Here is a 14,375-nt window from a genome sequence, read left to right on the forward strand (position 1 = left end):
TTTTAATTCAATTTCTAAATTAGATTAGAAACGGAATTTAGCATTTAAGCCGATAGTTTGTGTGTCGTAGCTAGACTTTTTAACGTCAGCTTTCATGTAAGACGCACCAACTGCAAGAGCAGGAGTGATGAAGTAGTTTACATTACCACCCCAAGCTTGGCGGAATTCACCAAGGTCATTACCTTTGATGTTAGCTACACCGTCGTTACCGATGAATGCAGCACCAACGCTTAACTTAGGAGTTAAGTAAAGGTCAGTTTTTAAACCGTATTGGTTTTCTTGACCGAAAGCACCAGCAGCTTCAAAACCGATTGCCATGTTAGTTCCGTCGATTGGACCTACATATTTAGCACGTGCTGTAACAGCATCTTGATCGTTTTGGATAGCAGCAGTTTGGTTAACAGCAGAGTAGATACCGTTGCCCATGATACCGAAGTTATCTAAAGCAAATTGGTTAGCTACACTTGTGTAACCAACAGCCATCAAGAAGTTAGGTAACAACATTGCACCAACTTCTAAAGCATAACGGTCGCCGTTGTCATCTTTAGAGAAGTTGTTTTTACCGTCAACGTCAGTGTGGTTATAAGTAGCGCTAGCGTATACAGGAAGGTAAGGAGTAGGAACGTAAGCCTCACCTTTAACACCGTATGTACCAATATGGTAGTTTCGGTTGTTTTGATCATATTGTTGATAGCTATAACCTAAAGACACGCTAGAAGCTTGGTTTAAGAAAGCTGCTTCAGCTAAAGGACCCTTAGCTGTATCAACATTTTTCAAATAGAATGTACCAGCAACGTCACCAGTGAAGTTTTTATCATTTGCAGTTGTGTCAACATATTCAGATTGACCTTGAACTTCAAATTGATAAGCATGAGCACCGGTCATGGCTAATAATACAGCAGTGGCTAAACCAAGTTTTTTCATAATCATTTCCAGCATTAACAAGAGATAAAGCTGGGGTCATTGTATTGTAACAATTTATGAAGTCAATAATAGATGAAACCTAATGTTAAGGAAATTTGACACTTATGTTAAAAATGGTTAAAAAAACATCAATTAAAGTGTTTTATGTCAACCTGCTAAAAAAATGAACATTAACAAGCAGCTAAACCTTAAGCTTCCTAAGGATTTGACATTAAATAGTTTAAAAATAATTACATTTACAATTGGAAAAAATGATTTTATTGATCGGATTTAACGTTAATAAGTTTGTCGATCTGTCTAATAAGTAGTCGCTCAAACATTATTCTTGTTTCAGTTTTTATATATTTTGAGTAATAGTTAACATTATTTTGATAAGTTTATCTAAATAATCTATCTATTTTGAATTATTATATAATTGAATAAGGCAAAAAAAATACGTTTTTAAATCAAAAAAACGATTAAAAAATTAATTCTGATCATTTTAATCAACTTTACAAACTTAGAGATAAGTCACAAAATTCAATTGCAAAGTTTACTATCTAACATTTTTATGGTTAGGAGTGCTTTCCCAGATACGATGTGTTATCACATCAGACTTTACGAGCTCAGCTTTCCCCAAGGTTGAGCTTTTTTTTATCTATAAGAAAACATTAACATTTATTAAAAAAATTACATGAAATTTATTCTTTTTAGTTTGTATAAAAAGAACCCAGCTTAGCGCTGGGTTTCGGATGCTGGGAGAGACATCCAAGAGGAAAAAGAACCTTTTTATAGAATTGCGAAATTTACTTCATCTGTAAAATGGAGTTTTGCTATGACCATCATTTGCTCTTTCGATCAGATTTTTATGAAATACAAACGATGAAAGCGTATATTGCGTTATTCGAACTTTGTTGCTGAACTTCTGCGCAGTAAAGTGCTAGGATGCGAGTTAACTACTTCATTCTATAGTTGTGATCATGGTAGGACATTTACGGAGTACCAGCTAGAAATGTCAGGATTACGTTCAGAACATATCAGTAATCGACTATTTTTCTTCATGTTGGTCATTATTCTGTCCTTACTGTTTATGGCTGTGCCTCTTATTGTCAGCAGTTATCAAGAGTATTTAAAAACTAAACAAGCTTTGGTTGAAATCAAAAGCTTAAAATCGATTGCTGAAGTTGCAAATAAGGTATCTAAAGAACGTGCACCGGCAAATAAATTAATGTCGAGTAACGCTGCCGACTTTTTAAAAAATCAGAAGAAGTTAAAAGAATATCGACTTACTGTCGATCAGCAAATTAATGAAACTATTCGTATTTTAAAAGAAGAAGGCTATTCCGATTTAGCACATACTTTAGATACTAAATTTAAAGATGATTTGAAGCAGGCGCGGGCTGTCGTCGACTATTATGCCGCAACACCTGAACAAGCACGAACCTCTATGCAATTCGATCATGCAATTTTGGGGATGTTCGGTGCTTGGGATAGCTGCCGAGAAATTTTGCAAAAACTTATGTTGCAGTTAAAAAGTAAAGATAGCCAAATTAATAACTATTTTACTTTGATTGTTGTATTAACCGATATGCGTGATCAGGCCGGTCGCACCGCATCTAATGTTATTGCACCAGTGACTTTTAAAGAAACCATACCCAATGATAATCGGGCGCGCTCTTTGCAGACTCAACAACAAGCTCGGTACTTATGGGCACTTGTAGATACGCTACAGTCTGAGCAGGCTAAGACTCCAGAATATCATCGCCTTTACGCGAGAGTTAAAACTGAATTTTTAGATAAAGGTGTGCCTATTGTTGGTCAACTTTTAGAAGAAAGCCAAAAACATGAGAGTTATCATTTAAATGGAACTGAACTGACAGACCAAATTGTTGATAAATTTACAACAGTCATCGATTTACAAAACTTTCTACTTAATAAAAGTGTCTTTATTGCTTCTCAAGAAAATTATTTGGCAAAAAAGAAATTCTTTCTGACTTTACTTATTTCTAGCATATCGTTAGCGGCTGCTTTACTTACCTTAATTTATGCAAAGAGAAGGGTATTTGAGCCCCTTATTCAGGCCCGTACCTTAATTCTTGATTTGTCTCATAGCAAAGATTATCCAGTAGATGAGTTGAACCCTAAAAAGGGTGAGTTTATTTCACTGTTTGAAGCGATTGACCGTTTACAAAGAATGCTTAAGCAACGAGATGCTTTCGAATTCCAACTTAAAAATATTGCAAATACAGACCCTTTAACAGGTGTATCCAATCGTTTGGCTTTATCTGAATATTTAAAAATTGTGGAGAGCTACCCTCAAAAATTTTCACAAACGTGTTTAATGATTATTGATATAGATCGCTTTAAAGATGTGAATGATCAATATGGTCATATTGTCGGTGACCAAGTGATTAAACGTATTGCCGATCAATTAAAAGCGAACGTACGCGCTTCGGATTTAATCGTTCGTTATGGTGGTGATGAGTTCTTAATCTTGTTAGAGCAGATACCATTTTTAGATGCACGTCTCTTGGCCGAAAAAATTCGTATTGCGATTTCTTTAGAAGAAGTCGATTTATCTAGTACGCATGAAAAATTACATGTATCGGTCAGTATTGGTTTTGCGATTGGAGCAACAAGCTGGATGGAACTGTTAGAAAAAGCAGACCGTTCACTTTTAAAAGCTAAAGCTCGGGGACGAAATGTTGTAGAGGGATAAAAAAGCCGGAAAATGATTTCCGGCTTTTTGTTTTATTGCTTCAACATCAGTTTTAAGAAACGTCCCGTATGGGAAATTTCAACCTCAGCGACTTGTTCAGGTGTGCCTTCGGCAATGATCATACCACCGCCCGAACCACCTTCAGGGCCTAAGTCCACAACCCAGTCCGCTGTTTTAATCACATCAAGGTTATGTTCAATCACCACAATGGTATTACCCTTGTTGCGTAGCTCATGCAAAATGTCGAGTAACTTGGCAATATCATGGAAATGCAGACCTGTTGTTGGTTCATCCAAGATATATAAAGTTTTACCCGTATCTCGTTTAGCTAACTCACGTGCAAGTTTCACACGTTGCGCTTCACCACCAGAAAGTGTAGTAGCAGCTTGACCTAAACGAATGTAGCCTAAGCCCACTTGAGTTAAGGTTTCTAAGCGGCGGTGGATGACTGGAATTGCACTAAAGAACTCAGCAGCATCTTCAACCGTCATTTCCAAAACGTCAGAAATGTTTTTGCCCTTATAACCCACTTCAAGCGTTTCACGGTTATAACGTTTGCCATGGCAGGCATCGCAAGGTACATACATGTCTGGTAAGAAGTGCATTGCGACCTTAATCATGCCATCGCCTTCACAGGCTTCACAGCGTCCACCTTTCACGTTAAACGAGAAACGGCCTGCACTATAACCACGGGCTTTCGCTTCTGGCGTTTGAGCAAATAACTCACGGATTGGTGTAAATAGCCCTGTGTAAGTTGCAGGATTAGAACGTGGTGTACGGCCAATCGGACTTTGGTCAATATCGACAACTTTATCAAGGTGTTGTAGACCATCAATTGAATCAAACTTTTCAGCGGTTAAGGTCGTTGCACCATTAAGTTGTGTTGCAGCCAATGGAAGCAAAGTACGGTTAATCAGTGTTGATTTACCCGAACCTGAAACACCCGTCACACAAGTCATAATGCCAAGTGGAATGGTTAAATCGACATTTTTTAAGTTATGGCCTGCTGCACCTGAAAGTTTGATGACTTCATCTGGACGTGGTGATTCAGTACGTTTTTTTGGCACTTCAATTTTGAGTTTGCCAGAAAGGTATTGTCCTGTGAGTGAGTCGGCATGTTTAGCCAATTCATCATAAGTACCTTCAGCAATAATCACACCACCATGTACACCCGCACCCGGCCCGATATCAATAATATGGTCAGCTGCACGAATGGCATCTTCATCGTGTTCAACAACCAATACCGTGTTGCCTAAATCACGTAAGCGAATGAGGGTTTGTAATAAACGATCATTATCGCGTTGATGCAAACCAATAGACGGTTCATCAAGGACATACATCACACCCATTAAACCTGCACCAATTTGCGAGGCTAAACGGATACGCTGTGCTTCACCACCCGATAGTGTTTCGGCAGAGCGAGCCAGACTTAAATAATTCAGACCAACACTCACCAAGAAGTGTAGACGTTCACGAATTTCTTTAAAGATTTTATCTGCGATTTCGCCTTTAGCACCTTCAAGGTTTAAATCTTGATAGTAGCTTTCCGCATCGCCAATCGACATGCGAGTAATGTCAGCAATTGTTTTATCTTTTACACGAACATTGCGTGAAATTTCATTGAGACGTGAACCATCACATGCATCACACGCTGCATTCGAGAGATATTGAGCTAAATCATCCCGTACATAGTTACTTTCTGTTTCACGGTAACGGCGTTCAAGGTGCGGCAAAATCCCTTCAAAAGGTTGTACGCGTGTATGCTTGCGGCCACGCTCATCGATATAACTTAAATCGATTTTTTCTTTGCCTGTACCTTGTAAAAATTTCTTTTGCGTATCTTTATCTAACTGATTCCAAGGGGTATCGAGTTGAAAACCAAAATGGTCGGCAACTTTTTGTAGCATCGAATAATAATAAGGACGCTGACGATCCCAACCACGAATAGCTCCTTCACTAATTGCCAACTCAGGATTTGGAATGAGCTTTTCAGAGCTAAAGTGGCTACGGGTACCTAAACCATCACAAACAGGGCAGGCACCGAACGGGTTGTTAAACGAAAACAAACGTGGCTCAAGCTCTGCCACAGCACGATCACATTCAGGACACGAGTGTTTTGCAGAAAAGACGCGATCTGGGTGTTCGCCATTCATCCATGATAAAACAGCAATATCACCACCTAAACGCAGTGCGGTTTCAAATGATTCAGCAATACGGTTACCTAAATCATCACGTACTTTGAAGCGGTCAACCACAACCTCAATAGTATGCTTTTTCTTTTTGTCGAGTTCTGGTGGCGTATCAATATCAATGATTTCACCATCAACACGGGCACGAACAAAACCTTGGCCTTGTAGTTGCTCGAACAGGTTACTGTATTCACCTTTACGCTCACGAACGACAGGGGCAAGCAACATGAGTGCTGTACCTTCTTCAAGTGTTTTTACCGCATCGACCATTTCAGAAATAGTTTGCGCAACCATTGGCAAGTCGTGTTCAGGGCAGTAAGGCGTACCGACACGTGCATAAAGCAAACGCAAATAGTCATAAATTTCGGTAATCGTACCCACCGTTGAACGTGGGTTATGACTCGTAGATTTTTGCTCAATGGCAATCGCAGGAGATAAACCTTCAATCGAATCGACTTCAGGCTTTTCCATTTGCGATAAAAACTGGCGAGCATAGGCCGAAAGTGATTCGACGTAACGGCGTTGTCCTTCGGCGTACAAGGTATCAAAGGCAAGAGAAGATTTTCCTGAACCTGATAGCCCCGTAATCACCACAAATTTGTCGCGTGGAATATCGAGTGACACATTTTTTAAGTTATGGGTACGTGCGCCTCGAATACGGATATGACTTTGGCTCATAAAACATCTCAATTATGTATTGATGAAAATTTAGGTGTTGTTTGTTTAGTCACAGGGAGATATGGCTATTTATAAACAACAGACCCTATATGATAACGATTTAAAATTGTTCAAGTAGTACAAAATGATTTAAAGCGACAAATTGTGACGGTTAAACGACAATCGACAAAATTTGTTTAAATAAGCAGATTGTATTTTTAACATTCCTCACTCTACATTTCTACTCTCGCATATTTTTACAAGCTACATAATCTTACTAGACGACTGGTCTAATAGTTGTTTATGATGTGTTCATGAAACGATTAAACAAAAGCGAAACCACGCGACAACACATTTTAGATACTAGCTTTGAGCTGGTATTACATAAAGGTTTTGTTGGTGTTGGTTTGCAAGAAATTTTAAAGGCTTGTGAGGTACCCAAAGGTTCGTTCTATCACTACTTTGCTTCAAAAGAGGCATTTGGCTGTGCTTTGCTAGAGCAGTACATGGCGGACTATAAAGTTCGTATGGAACAACTTTGGCAACACACTGAGCAAAGTGCCCACGCCCGTTTGATGGCGTTATGGCAGGCGTGGATTGATGATCCGGTCAATGGTAGCTGGGCTGAAAACTGCTTAATTGTGAAATTGGCGGCCGAAGTTTCGGACTTATCGGAAGATATGCGTCAAATTCTTAATGATGGGGTGCAGAAGCTAACACAACGTTTGGCTTTGCTACTCAAAGAAGGACAACAAGAAGGATCAATTCCAAAACATATTGAGCCTTTAAAAACTGCGCAAGTCATGTATCAGTTATGGTTGGGTGCCGCTTTACTCACAAAATTGTCTCAAGACAAAGCACATCTACACTTAGCTTTAGAAACGACCCAACAACTCTTAAAACCGATAGAGGAATAAAGAATGCGAAGTATTATCCATGGTAATTTTGGCGAACCTGTAGACGTTTTAGAGCAGGCGGATATGCCAAAGCCGGAACCAAAAGCAGGCGAAGTGCGTATTAAAACCATCATGTCTCCAATTCATAATCATGATGTATGGACAGTACGTGGAAGCTATGGCTACAAGCCAACCTTACCTGCGATTGGTGGTAGTGAAGCGGTTGGTGTTGTAGATGCATTGGGTGAAGGCGTTTCTCATGTACAGGTAGGGCAACGTATCGCAGTTGCATCTGTGCATGGCAGTTGGGCTGAATACTTTATTGCACCAGCACAAGGACTTATTCCACTCAATAATGAAATTGATGATGAAACAGCAGCACAACTGATTGGTATGCCCATTAGTGCTCTTATGCTATTGGACTTTGTAAATATTCAACCAGGTCAATGGCTCATTCAAAACACGGCAAATGGTGCAGTCGGTAAAACAGTTGCGATGATTGTTCAGGCACGTGGTTTACCTGTCATTAATTTAGTTCGTCGTACTGACGCGATTGCCGAGATGCAAGCATTAGGTATTCAACATGTTGTTGCGACTGATCAGCCAAACTGGAAAGAGCAAGTTAAACAGATTCATGGCGACCAGCCTCTCATTGCTGGTGTGGACTCGATTGGTGGCAGCGCAAGTGGTGAAATGCTAAATTTACTCAGTGAAAATAGTCTATTGGTTTCGTTTGGCAGTATGACTGGTGAAACCATGCAGATTTCATCGGGCGATTTGATTTTCAAACAAGCGACAGTAAAAGGTTTCTGGGCGAGTGTAGTCAACAAAGAAATGCCAGCAGCTCGTAAAAAGGAACTGATTGTTGAGCTATTAACGTTGGCAACTCAGAAAAAATTAATCCTTCCTGTAGAAGGTGTATTTAGTTTTGATGAGATTAAAACAGCTGCCCAAAGAGCAACACATGGTGCTCGCCAAGGCAAAGTATTGTTAAAACCGTAACACACTAAAAGATCAGTCGAGAGACTGATCTTTTTTCATATCTTTAAAATAAAAAGGAAAATTATATGATCGGACAAATATTCATTGCGCTTATTGCCATATTACATGTCTATATTTTAGTGCTAGAGATATTTTTTTGGGACAAGCCTTATGGCATGAAAGCCTTTGGGAATAATGCAGAGAAAGCAAAACTCACTAAAGTCATGGCACAGAACCAAGGTCTTTATAATGGTTTTTTAGCAGCAGGTTTATTCTGGTCTTTATTGGCTGATGCACCGTTTGCAACATCAATCGCTAATTTCTTTTTAGGCTGTGTACTCATTGCAGGTATTTATGGTGGTCTGACTGCCAGTAAAAAGATTATTTATATTCAGGCAGTTCCAGCATTGATTGCTTTAGTCGCTGTTAATTTTCTTTAAAAAGCGCACAATACAGCGTTTTGAAATGGAAATGATCAGGTAGGATCAGTGTATGTGGGCGTTATTTTTAAAATGTATGTTGGGGGCTGGGGTTGTCCTCATTATTTCGATTTTATCGAAAAGTAAGGCATTTTATATTGCTGGTTTAGTCCCACTTTTTCCTACCTTTGCTTTAATTGCTCATGTGATTGTCTATCAGCAAAAAGGAGCCGAAGCATTACAAAAAACGGCTCTGTTCGGTCTATGGTCACTTATTCCCTATGCCATTTATTTAGTTGCCGTTTATGTGCTGGCAACACGCATGTCGATGTGGTCGTGTCTAGGCTTGGCCACCTTATGTTGGGTGGTCGCTGCGGCAGGTTTGATTTACGGCTGGCAATTGTTTCAAAATTAAATTAAAGATTGACCATTTAACGAAGTAAATGGTCAGAGCCTCATCTTGTTTTAGATCTGATCTAAACCTAGCCATTGTCTTTGGTGGTAGGCGCTATCCCAAAATAACCACTCAAGTTTTGCACCCATGGTGTAAGCAGCATGCATTTTTTCTAAAGTGTCTGCATCACAACGTGCAGCAACCTTGTCTACTGTGGCAATCACATTACGAACGGCTATATGGAACTCTTCACCTGCATAGGTATCAATCCATGCTTGGTAAGGGTTATTAGGAATTGATTTATCTACAATATCTTTACCGACTTCGGCATAAATCCAGAAGCAAGGTAAAAGGGCAGCGAGTACAACAGGATAGCTCTCAGACCAAGCCGTTGCTGTTAAAAATGAAGTGTAATGATGGCCTGCCAAGGTCAACGGCGTATTTTTAAATTCTTCTTTGGTGACACCAAAGTTCTTCATGAAGTCATCATGCAAGCTACGTTCAACCACAATTGCAATTTTAGCTGCATCTGAAAACTGCATAATATCGTCAGCATCAAAAGCTTTAGCTGCTGCAACAGCCAACACACGGCCATAGGCCACTAAATATTGAGCATCTTGAATAACATAATGACAAAAAGCTTCTTTATCTAAAGTACCGTTAGCAAGTTCCTGATTAAAAGGCAGGTCGAGAATTTTTTGATATAAATTTAAATTACGTTGCCAGAGTTCTTGAGAAAAAAGCATAAAATCATTCCATTTAAAATAAGACAGCTGAACCGGATTTTAAATCAATTTTAAAATACAAAAATAATAATGGTAGATATATCGCAAGAAAATATTTAATACGATTAATAAGTTAATTAAATATTATAAATTTCTTTATTAAACATAGGGATAAAGTAAAGGTAATAACGGCATAAAACAACATCGTTTTGTGGTTAATTATCGATATAATAGCCGCGGTTTTTAAGAAAGATTAAATTTAGTTCTTGGTATAGGTCTGATCCATGAAGCATTTCCGATTTTCGATATTTTTTACGGTAGTGTGTTTAGCACTCGCTGCTTACTGGGGTTTTACCCATGGACCTGAAGCAGGCGTGTCTACCATGCTTAAAGCTTTAACCATTACTGCGATTTTAGCGGTAATGGAGGTTTCATTATCTTTTGACAATGCTGTCGTAAATGCATCGGTACTTCGTGGGTGGGATCATTTCTGGAAAATGATCTTTTTGACAGTCGGTATTTTAATCGCCGTTTTTGGTATGCGTTTGATTTTCCCTGTCTTGATCGTTTCTATGACTGCCGATATGGGCTTTATTGAAGTCGCTAAAATGGCACTCAATGATCCAAAAACTTACTCGGAACGTTTAATGGCTCACCACGCTGAAATTTCAGCTTTCGGTGGAACATTCTTATTGTTGGTTTTCTTAAACTTCTTCTTTGACGAAGAGAAAGAAACGCATTGGTTCAGATGGCTTGAAGTCAAATTATCTGACTTGGCAAACGTACCGGCAATGTCTGTTTTTATTGCACTCATCGCTTTAATTGTAATGGCTGGCTATGTTGAAGATCATGAGCGTTTAGCTGTAACCATGGCTGGCGTTTGGGGCATTGTGGTTTACATTGGTGTGCAAGTTCTTAGCCATTTATTGGGTGGCGAACCTGAAATTGATGAAGATGGTAATGCAGTCATGCAAGATGGCTCGGGTGCTGCGTCTGGTGTGATTAAAGCCGGTTTGGGCGGTTTCTTATACCTTGAAGTGTTAGATGCATCATTCAGTTTTGATGGTGTAATTGGTGCATTTGCTATTACCAGCGATGTTGTCGTGATTATGCTGGGTCTTGCAATTGGTGCAATGTTCGTTCGTTCAATGACGGTTTATCTTGTTGAAAAGGGCACATTAGACGCTTATGTGTTCTTAGAGCATGGTGCGCATTACGCAATTGGTGCTTTGGCTTTCATTATGATTGCAAGTGGTACAGGTTTACATATACCGGAAGTCGTGACAGGCCTCATTGGTGTTGCATTTATTGCATGGGCAGTGATTGCATCTATCCAATATGCGAAACGCGAACAAGAGTCGTCTTAAGCTAATTTTCAGTAAAGTTCGATAGAATAAAGAGGCTAAATGCCTCTTTATTTTTTTCAGCCGAAATCGTTATTTTAAATCATCTCTCCCGTATTTTTAGAAACGAATCGGCTTATAATTTGCCTAGTTTGATAACGTGTATTGATATGATGAATGCTTTGGAACGCCGCTCAACTTTTGCTTTAAGTAGTATTTTTGCGCTACGCATGTTGGGTTTGTTCATGATTATTCCGGTTTTTTCTGTAGTCGGGCAGTCATATCAATATGCGACTCCGGCACTCATTGGTTTAGCTGTGGGTGTTTATGGCTTAAGTCAGGCTATTTTACAAATTCCATTTAGCTTACTGGCTGACCGTTTTAGCCGTAAACCACTTGTAGTATTTGGCCTACTGCTCTTTGCTATTGGTGGAGCAATTGCGGGTTTATCAGACACGATTTATGGCGTAATTATTGGCCGTGCCATCGCTGGTGCAGGTGCAGTTTCAGCAGTTGTCATGGCGCTTTTAGCCGATGTCACACGTGAAGAACAGCGAACTAAAGCCATGGCTGCCATGGGCATGAGTATTGGTTTATCTTTTGTAGTCGCTTTTAGTCTTGGGCCTTGGCTCACCAGCATAGTTGGTATTTCTGGTCTATTCTTTGTGACCACAATTATGGGCTTGATTGCGATTGCGATGTTATTGCTTGTACCTAAAGTGACTCGCCATCATCGTAACTATCAGCAAGGCTATATGGCACAGCTTAAGCAAGTCATCCAAATGGGTGATTTAAACCGTTTACATGTTTCGGTTTTTGCATTGCATTTATTGCTGACAGCCATGTTTATTTATGTGCCTTCACAGCTTATCGAGTTCGCACATATTCCTTTAGCGAGCCACGGTTTAGTGTATTTGCCGCTTTTGGTTATTAGTTTATTTTTTGCATTTCCTAGCATTATCCTCGCTGAAAAATATCGCAAAATGCGGGGCATTTTCTTAACAGCAATTACAGGCATTATTGCGGGTTTACTGCTCCTCATATTTGGTTATCAATCTAAATATGTCCTGCTTGCGGGCCTCGGTATTTTCTTTATTGCTTTTAATGTGATGGAAGCTTTATTGCCTTCTTGGTTGTCAAAGTCCGCTCCAATTCAGTCGAAGGCCACCGCTATGGGTGTAAATGCCAGTAGCCAATTCTTAGGTGCTTTTTTTGGTGGCACCTTGGGAGGTCAATTATTGATGTTACATAATACTGCGATTGGATGGAGTGTCTTAGCAGGGATTGCTATAATATGGCTGCTAATTAGTTTTGGTTTAGCTCAGCCGCGGTATTTGTCATCGATTGTGCTGCCATTGCCGCAAGTGCAACAGGTGAATGAGTGGACCACACAGCTATTGGCAATTCGTGGTATTGAAGAAGTTGTGGTGATGCCTGACCAGCAAGTTGCTTATATTAAAGTCGATAAACAGTCTCTTGATGATGCTGCACGACGTGATTTAACGCAGTTGTTTGGTAAAGAGGTAGCCATTTAAGCATAACTCTTATAAAGTAAAACATAGAAATGAATAGGATGAAGACAGCTAATGCGTGGTGTAAATAAGGTTATTTTGGTTGGTACTTTGGGTCGTGATCCTGAAACAAAAACTTTTCCAAATGGGGGCTCGTTAACCCAGTTTTCAATCGCGACAAGTGAAGTTTGGACCGATAAAACGTCAGGTGAACGTAAAGAACAAACAGAATGGCACCGTATTGTTTTGCATAACCGTTTAGGGGAAATTGCTCAGCAATTTTTGCGTAAAGGTTCTAAGGTTTATATCGAAGGTTCATTACGTACGCGTCAGTGGACAGACCAAAATGGTCAAGAACGTTACACGACAGAAATCCGTGGCGACCAGATGCAAATGTTAGATGCTCGTCAACAAGGTGAACAAGGTTTCGCTGGCGGTAATGATTTTAACCAACCACGTTTTAACGCACCTCAACAAGGTGGCGGTTATCAAAATAACAACCAAGGTGGCGGCTACGGTCAAAACAATGGCGGTGGTTATGGTGGCCAAGGTGGTTTCGGTAATGGTGGCAACAGCCCACAAGGTGGTGGTTTTGCTCCTAAAGCGCCACAACAACCAGCATCTGCACCAGCTGATTTAGACGACGATTTACCGTTCTAGATCATATACATATAAGGGTATAACTTGTTAAGCTGATTTTGATTAATTTTAAATCAAAAACTTATGTTGAAAAATAGCTTCTTTTAGTCTGTAACTAAGGGAAGCTATTTTTTTAACTGTAGAAAATGTTAAGGTAGTCCGTTAAACATAAATATATCTAACCGGAAAAAGGCTATATGGATATAAGAGTGTTTATGAAGATGCTAGTTTTGCATGGGAGGCATAATAGTCTAGATAAGCCTGAATATCTAATGAAGGATCATTAATCCTACGAAGAATCTCACCTTTTTCAAAAGCTATCTTAGATTCTTTTAAACTATTGAATATTATCTCAGGATAATAATAATCATTTGGTTCAATAATACTAGAAATCCGTAAGATATCAGCAGGATGCTTAATTACGTTAATTTCTTTTGCTTGGCCTTGGGATAGCAGTTTTTCATTCGCATGCCAAGCTATAGACTTTAATCCTAAAAGACATTCAAGATTGACAGTAGAAATATTATCAATATCAATTTTGCATGCTGTAATGAAATGATAAATATCATCATCTAACAAAATCGCTGAGAAATTAGATATTCCATCATTTGTTTCAATAGGTGTAATATGAAGTTTAGTTGATTTTTTTTCGTCGAAATATTCAGGCTTTTTTGAGAAGAGTTCAATTTGTGCCGGTAGTTCAGTTCCTCTATTCTCGGGTCTCATAAAGCGATAAGCAGAGCCGCCAGAATTGCTTCCATTAAAAACTTTACCAATATATTCATTAGTAAGTAGAAAGTCATTAAGATGATTATAAAATTCTTCACTCTGACCATCTGTTAATAAAACAATATCAAGATCAGAGGTGGCCCTAAATTGAGTGTCTGCTAATTCAAAATTTAAAGCACATGCATTTCCACCAATTAAAATATAGTCATTCTTATATTGCTCCATATATTCAGATAAAAATTTAATACCTTCCATAAGATTTCCCCCCCT

Annotated in this window: 12 protein-coding genes; 8 read left to right on the forward strand and 4 right to left on the reverse strand. The window is 39.2% G+C overall.

Annotated elements, in window-relative coordinates; genetic code table 11:
* Nucleotides 1-24: 24 nt before the first annotated feature.
* Nucleotides 25-924, reverse strand: coding sequence for a porin Omp33-36 (gene omp33-36, locus ACIF8R_RS07250; RefSeq protein ID WP_396479959.1), 900 nt, complete (start codon nt 922-924; stop codon nt 25-27).
* Nucleotides 925-1,915: 991 nt separating this feature from the next.
* Between omp33-36 and ACIF8R_RS07255 the strand changes: the two genes are divergently transcribed.
* A complete protein-coding gene (locus ACIF8R_RS07255; protein WP_396479961.1) occupies nt 1,916-3,622 on the forward strand; it encodes a GGDEF domain-containing protein in 1,707 nt (568 codons plus the stop codon).
* Nucleotides 3,623-3,654: 32 nt separating this feature from the next.
* On the opposite strand, the gene uvrA is transcribed toward ACIF8R_RS07255, so the two are convergent.
* Nucleotides 3,655-6,489, reverse strand: coding sequence for an excinuclease ABC subunit UvrA (gene uvrA, locus ACIF8R_RS07260; RefSeq protein ID WP_396479963.1), 2,835 nt, complete (start codon nt 6,487-6,489; stop codon nt 3,655-3,657).
* Between the two features lie 293 nt (nt 6,490-6,782).
* Here uvrA and ACIF8R_RS07265 point away from each other — a divergent pair, with 293 nt between their 5' ends.
* The 4 genes from ACIF8R_RS07265 (at nt 6,783) to ACIF8R_RS07280 (ending at nt 9,179) form a co-directional block, all read left to right on the forward strand.
* Entirely contained in the window at nt 6,783-7,385 is a 603-nt protein-coding gene (locus ACIF8R_RS07265) for a TetR/AcrR family transcriptional regulator (protein ID WP_396479965.1), read from the forward strand.
* A gap of 3 nt (nt 7,386-7,388) precedes the next feature.
* Nucleotides 7,389-8,366: a zinc-binding dehydrogenase gene (locus ACIF8R_RS07270; protein ID WP_396479967.1), complete on the forward strand. Its 978-nt coding sequence runs from the start codon at nt 7,389-7,391 to the stop codon at nt 8,364-8,366.
* 65 nt (nt 8,367-8,431) lie between these two features.
* Nucleotides 8,432-8,785: a DUF1304 domain-containing protein gene (locus ACIF8R_RS07275; RefSeq protein ID WP_396479969.1), complete on the forward strand. Its 354-nt coding sequence runs from the start codon at nt 8,432-8,434 to the stop codon at nt 8,783-8,785.
* Between the two features lie 52 nt (nt 8,786-8,837).
* Complete coding sequence (locus ACIF8R_RS07280; protein WP_016143750.1) at nt 8,838-9,179, forward strand: GlpM family protein; 342 nt, start codon at nt 8,838-8,840, stop codon at nt 9,177-9,179.
* Nucleotides 9,180-9,229: 50 nt separating this feature from the next.
* Here ACIF8R_RS07280 and tenA read toward each other — a convergent pair whose 3' ends face one another.
* Nucleotides 9,230-9,904: a thiaminase II gene (gene tenA / locus ACIF8R_RS07285; RefSeq protein ID WP_396479971.1), complete on the reverse strand. Its 675-nt coding sequence runs from the start codon at nt 9,902-9,904 to the stop codon at nt 9,230-9,232.
* 263 nt (nt 9,905-10,167) lie between these two features.
* Here tenA and ACIF8R_RS07290 point away from each other — a divergent pair, with 263 nt between their 5' ends.
* From ACIF8R_RS07290 to ssb, 3 genes are all read left to right on the forward strand, one after another.
* Entirely contained in the window at nt 10,168-11,250 is a 1,083-nt protein-coding gene (locus ACIF8R_RS07290; RefSeq protein WP_304391371.1) for a DUF475 domain-containing protein, read from the forward strand.
* 146 nt (nt 11,251-11,396) lie between these two features.
* Complete coding sequence (locus tag ACIF8R_RS07295; protein WP_331422604.1) at nt 11,397-12,761, forward strand: MFS transporter; 1,365 nt, start codon at nt 11,397-11,399, stop codon at nt 12,759-12,761.
* A gap of 51 nt (nt 12,762-12,812) precedes the next feature.
* Nucleotides 12,813-13,397, forward strand: coding sequence for a single-stranded DNA-binding protein (gene ssb / locus ACIF8R_RS07300; RefSeq protein ID WP_002053972.1), 585 nt, complete (start codon nt 12,813-12,815; stop codon nt 13,395-13,397).
* 192 nt (nt 13,398-13,589) lie between these two features.
* Here the strand turns inward: ssb and ACIF8R_RS07305 are convergent, their stop codons facing one another.
* Nucleotides 13,590-14,360 (reverse strand): hypothetical protein, encoded by a 771-nt coding sequence (locus tag ACIF8R_RS07305; RefSeq protein ID WP_396479973.1) that lies wholly within the window; start codon nt 14,358-14,360, stop codon nt 13,590-13,592.
* Nucleotides 14,361-14,375: the final 15 nt, after the last annotated feature.

Source organism: Acinetobacter sp. ABJ_C4_1 (assembly GCF_044538495.1).
Taxonomy (GTDB): domain Bacteria; phylum Pseudomonadota; class Gammaproteobacteria; order Pseudomonadales; family Moraxellaceae; genus Acinetobacter; species Acinetobacter nosocomialis_A.

Excerpts from the sequence above, each read along its gene's own strand:
- omp33-36 (WP_396479959.1), bottom strand. The coding sequence starts at position 924 with ATGAAAAAACTTGGTTTAGCCACTGCTGTATTATTAGCCATGACCGGT.
- ACIF8R_RS07255 (WP_396479961.1), top strand. The coding sequence starts at position 1,916 with ATGTCAGGATTACGTTCAGAACATATCAGTAATCGACTATTTTTCTTC.
- uvrA (WP_396479963.1), bottom strand. The coding sequence starts at position 6,489 with ATGAGCCAAAGTCATATCCGTATTCGAGGCGCACGTACCCATAACTTA.
- ACIF8R_RS07265 (WP_396479965.1), top strand. The coding sequence starts at position 6,783 with ATGAAACGATTAAACAAAAGCGAAACCACGCGACAACACATTTTAGAT.
- ACIF8R_RS07270 (WP_396479967.1), top strand. The coding sequence starts at position 7,389 with ATGCGAAGTATTATCCATGGTAATTTTGGCGAACCTGTAGACGTTTTA.
- ACIF8R_RS07275 (WP_396479969.1), top strand. The coding sequence starts at position 8,432 with ATGATCGGACAAATATTCATTGCGCTTATTGCCATATTACATGTCTAT.
- ACIF8R_RS07280 (WP_016143750.1), top strand. The coding sequence starts at position 8,838 with ATGTGGGCGTTATTTTTAAAATGTATGTTGGGGGCTGGGGTTGTCCTC.
- tenA (WP_396479971.1), bottom strand. The coding sequence starts at position 9,904 with ATGCTTTTTTCTCAAGAACTCTGGCAACGTAATTTAAATTTATATCAA.
- ACIF8R_RS07290 (WP_304391371.1), top strand. The coding sequence starts at position 10,168 with ATGAAGCATTTCCGATTTTCGATATTTTTTACGGTAGTGTGTTTAGCA.
- ACIF8R_RS07295 (WP_331422604.1), top strand. The coding sequence starts at position 11,397 with ATGATGAATGCTTTGGAACGCCGCTCAACTTTTGCTTTAAGTAGTATT.
- ssb (WP_002053972.1), top strand. The coding sequence starts at position 12,813 with ATGCGTGGTGTAAATAAGGTTATTTTGGTTGGTACTTTGGGTCGTGAT.
- ACIF8R_RS07305 (WP_396479973.1), bottom strand. The coding sequence starts at position 14,360 with ATGGAAGGTATTAAATTTTTATCTGAATATATGGAGCAATATAAGAAT.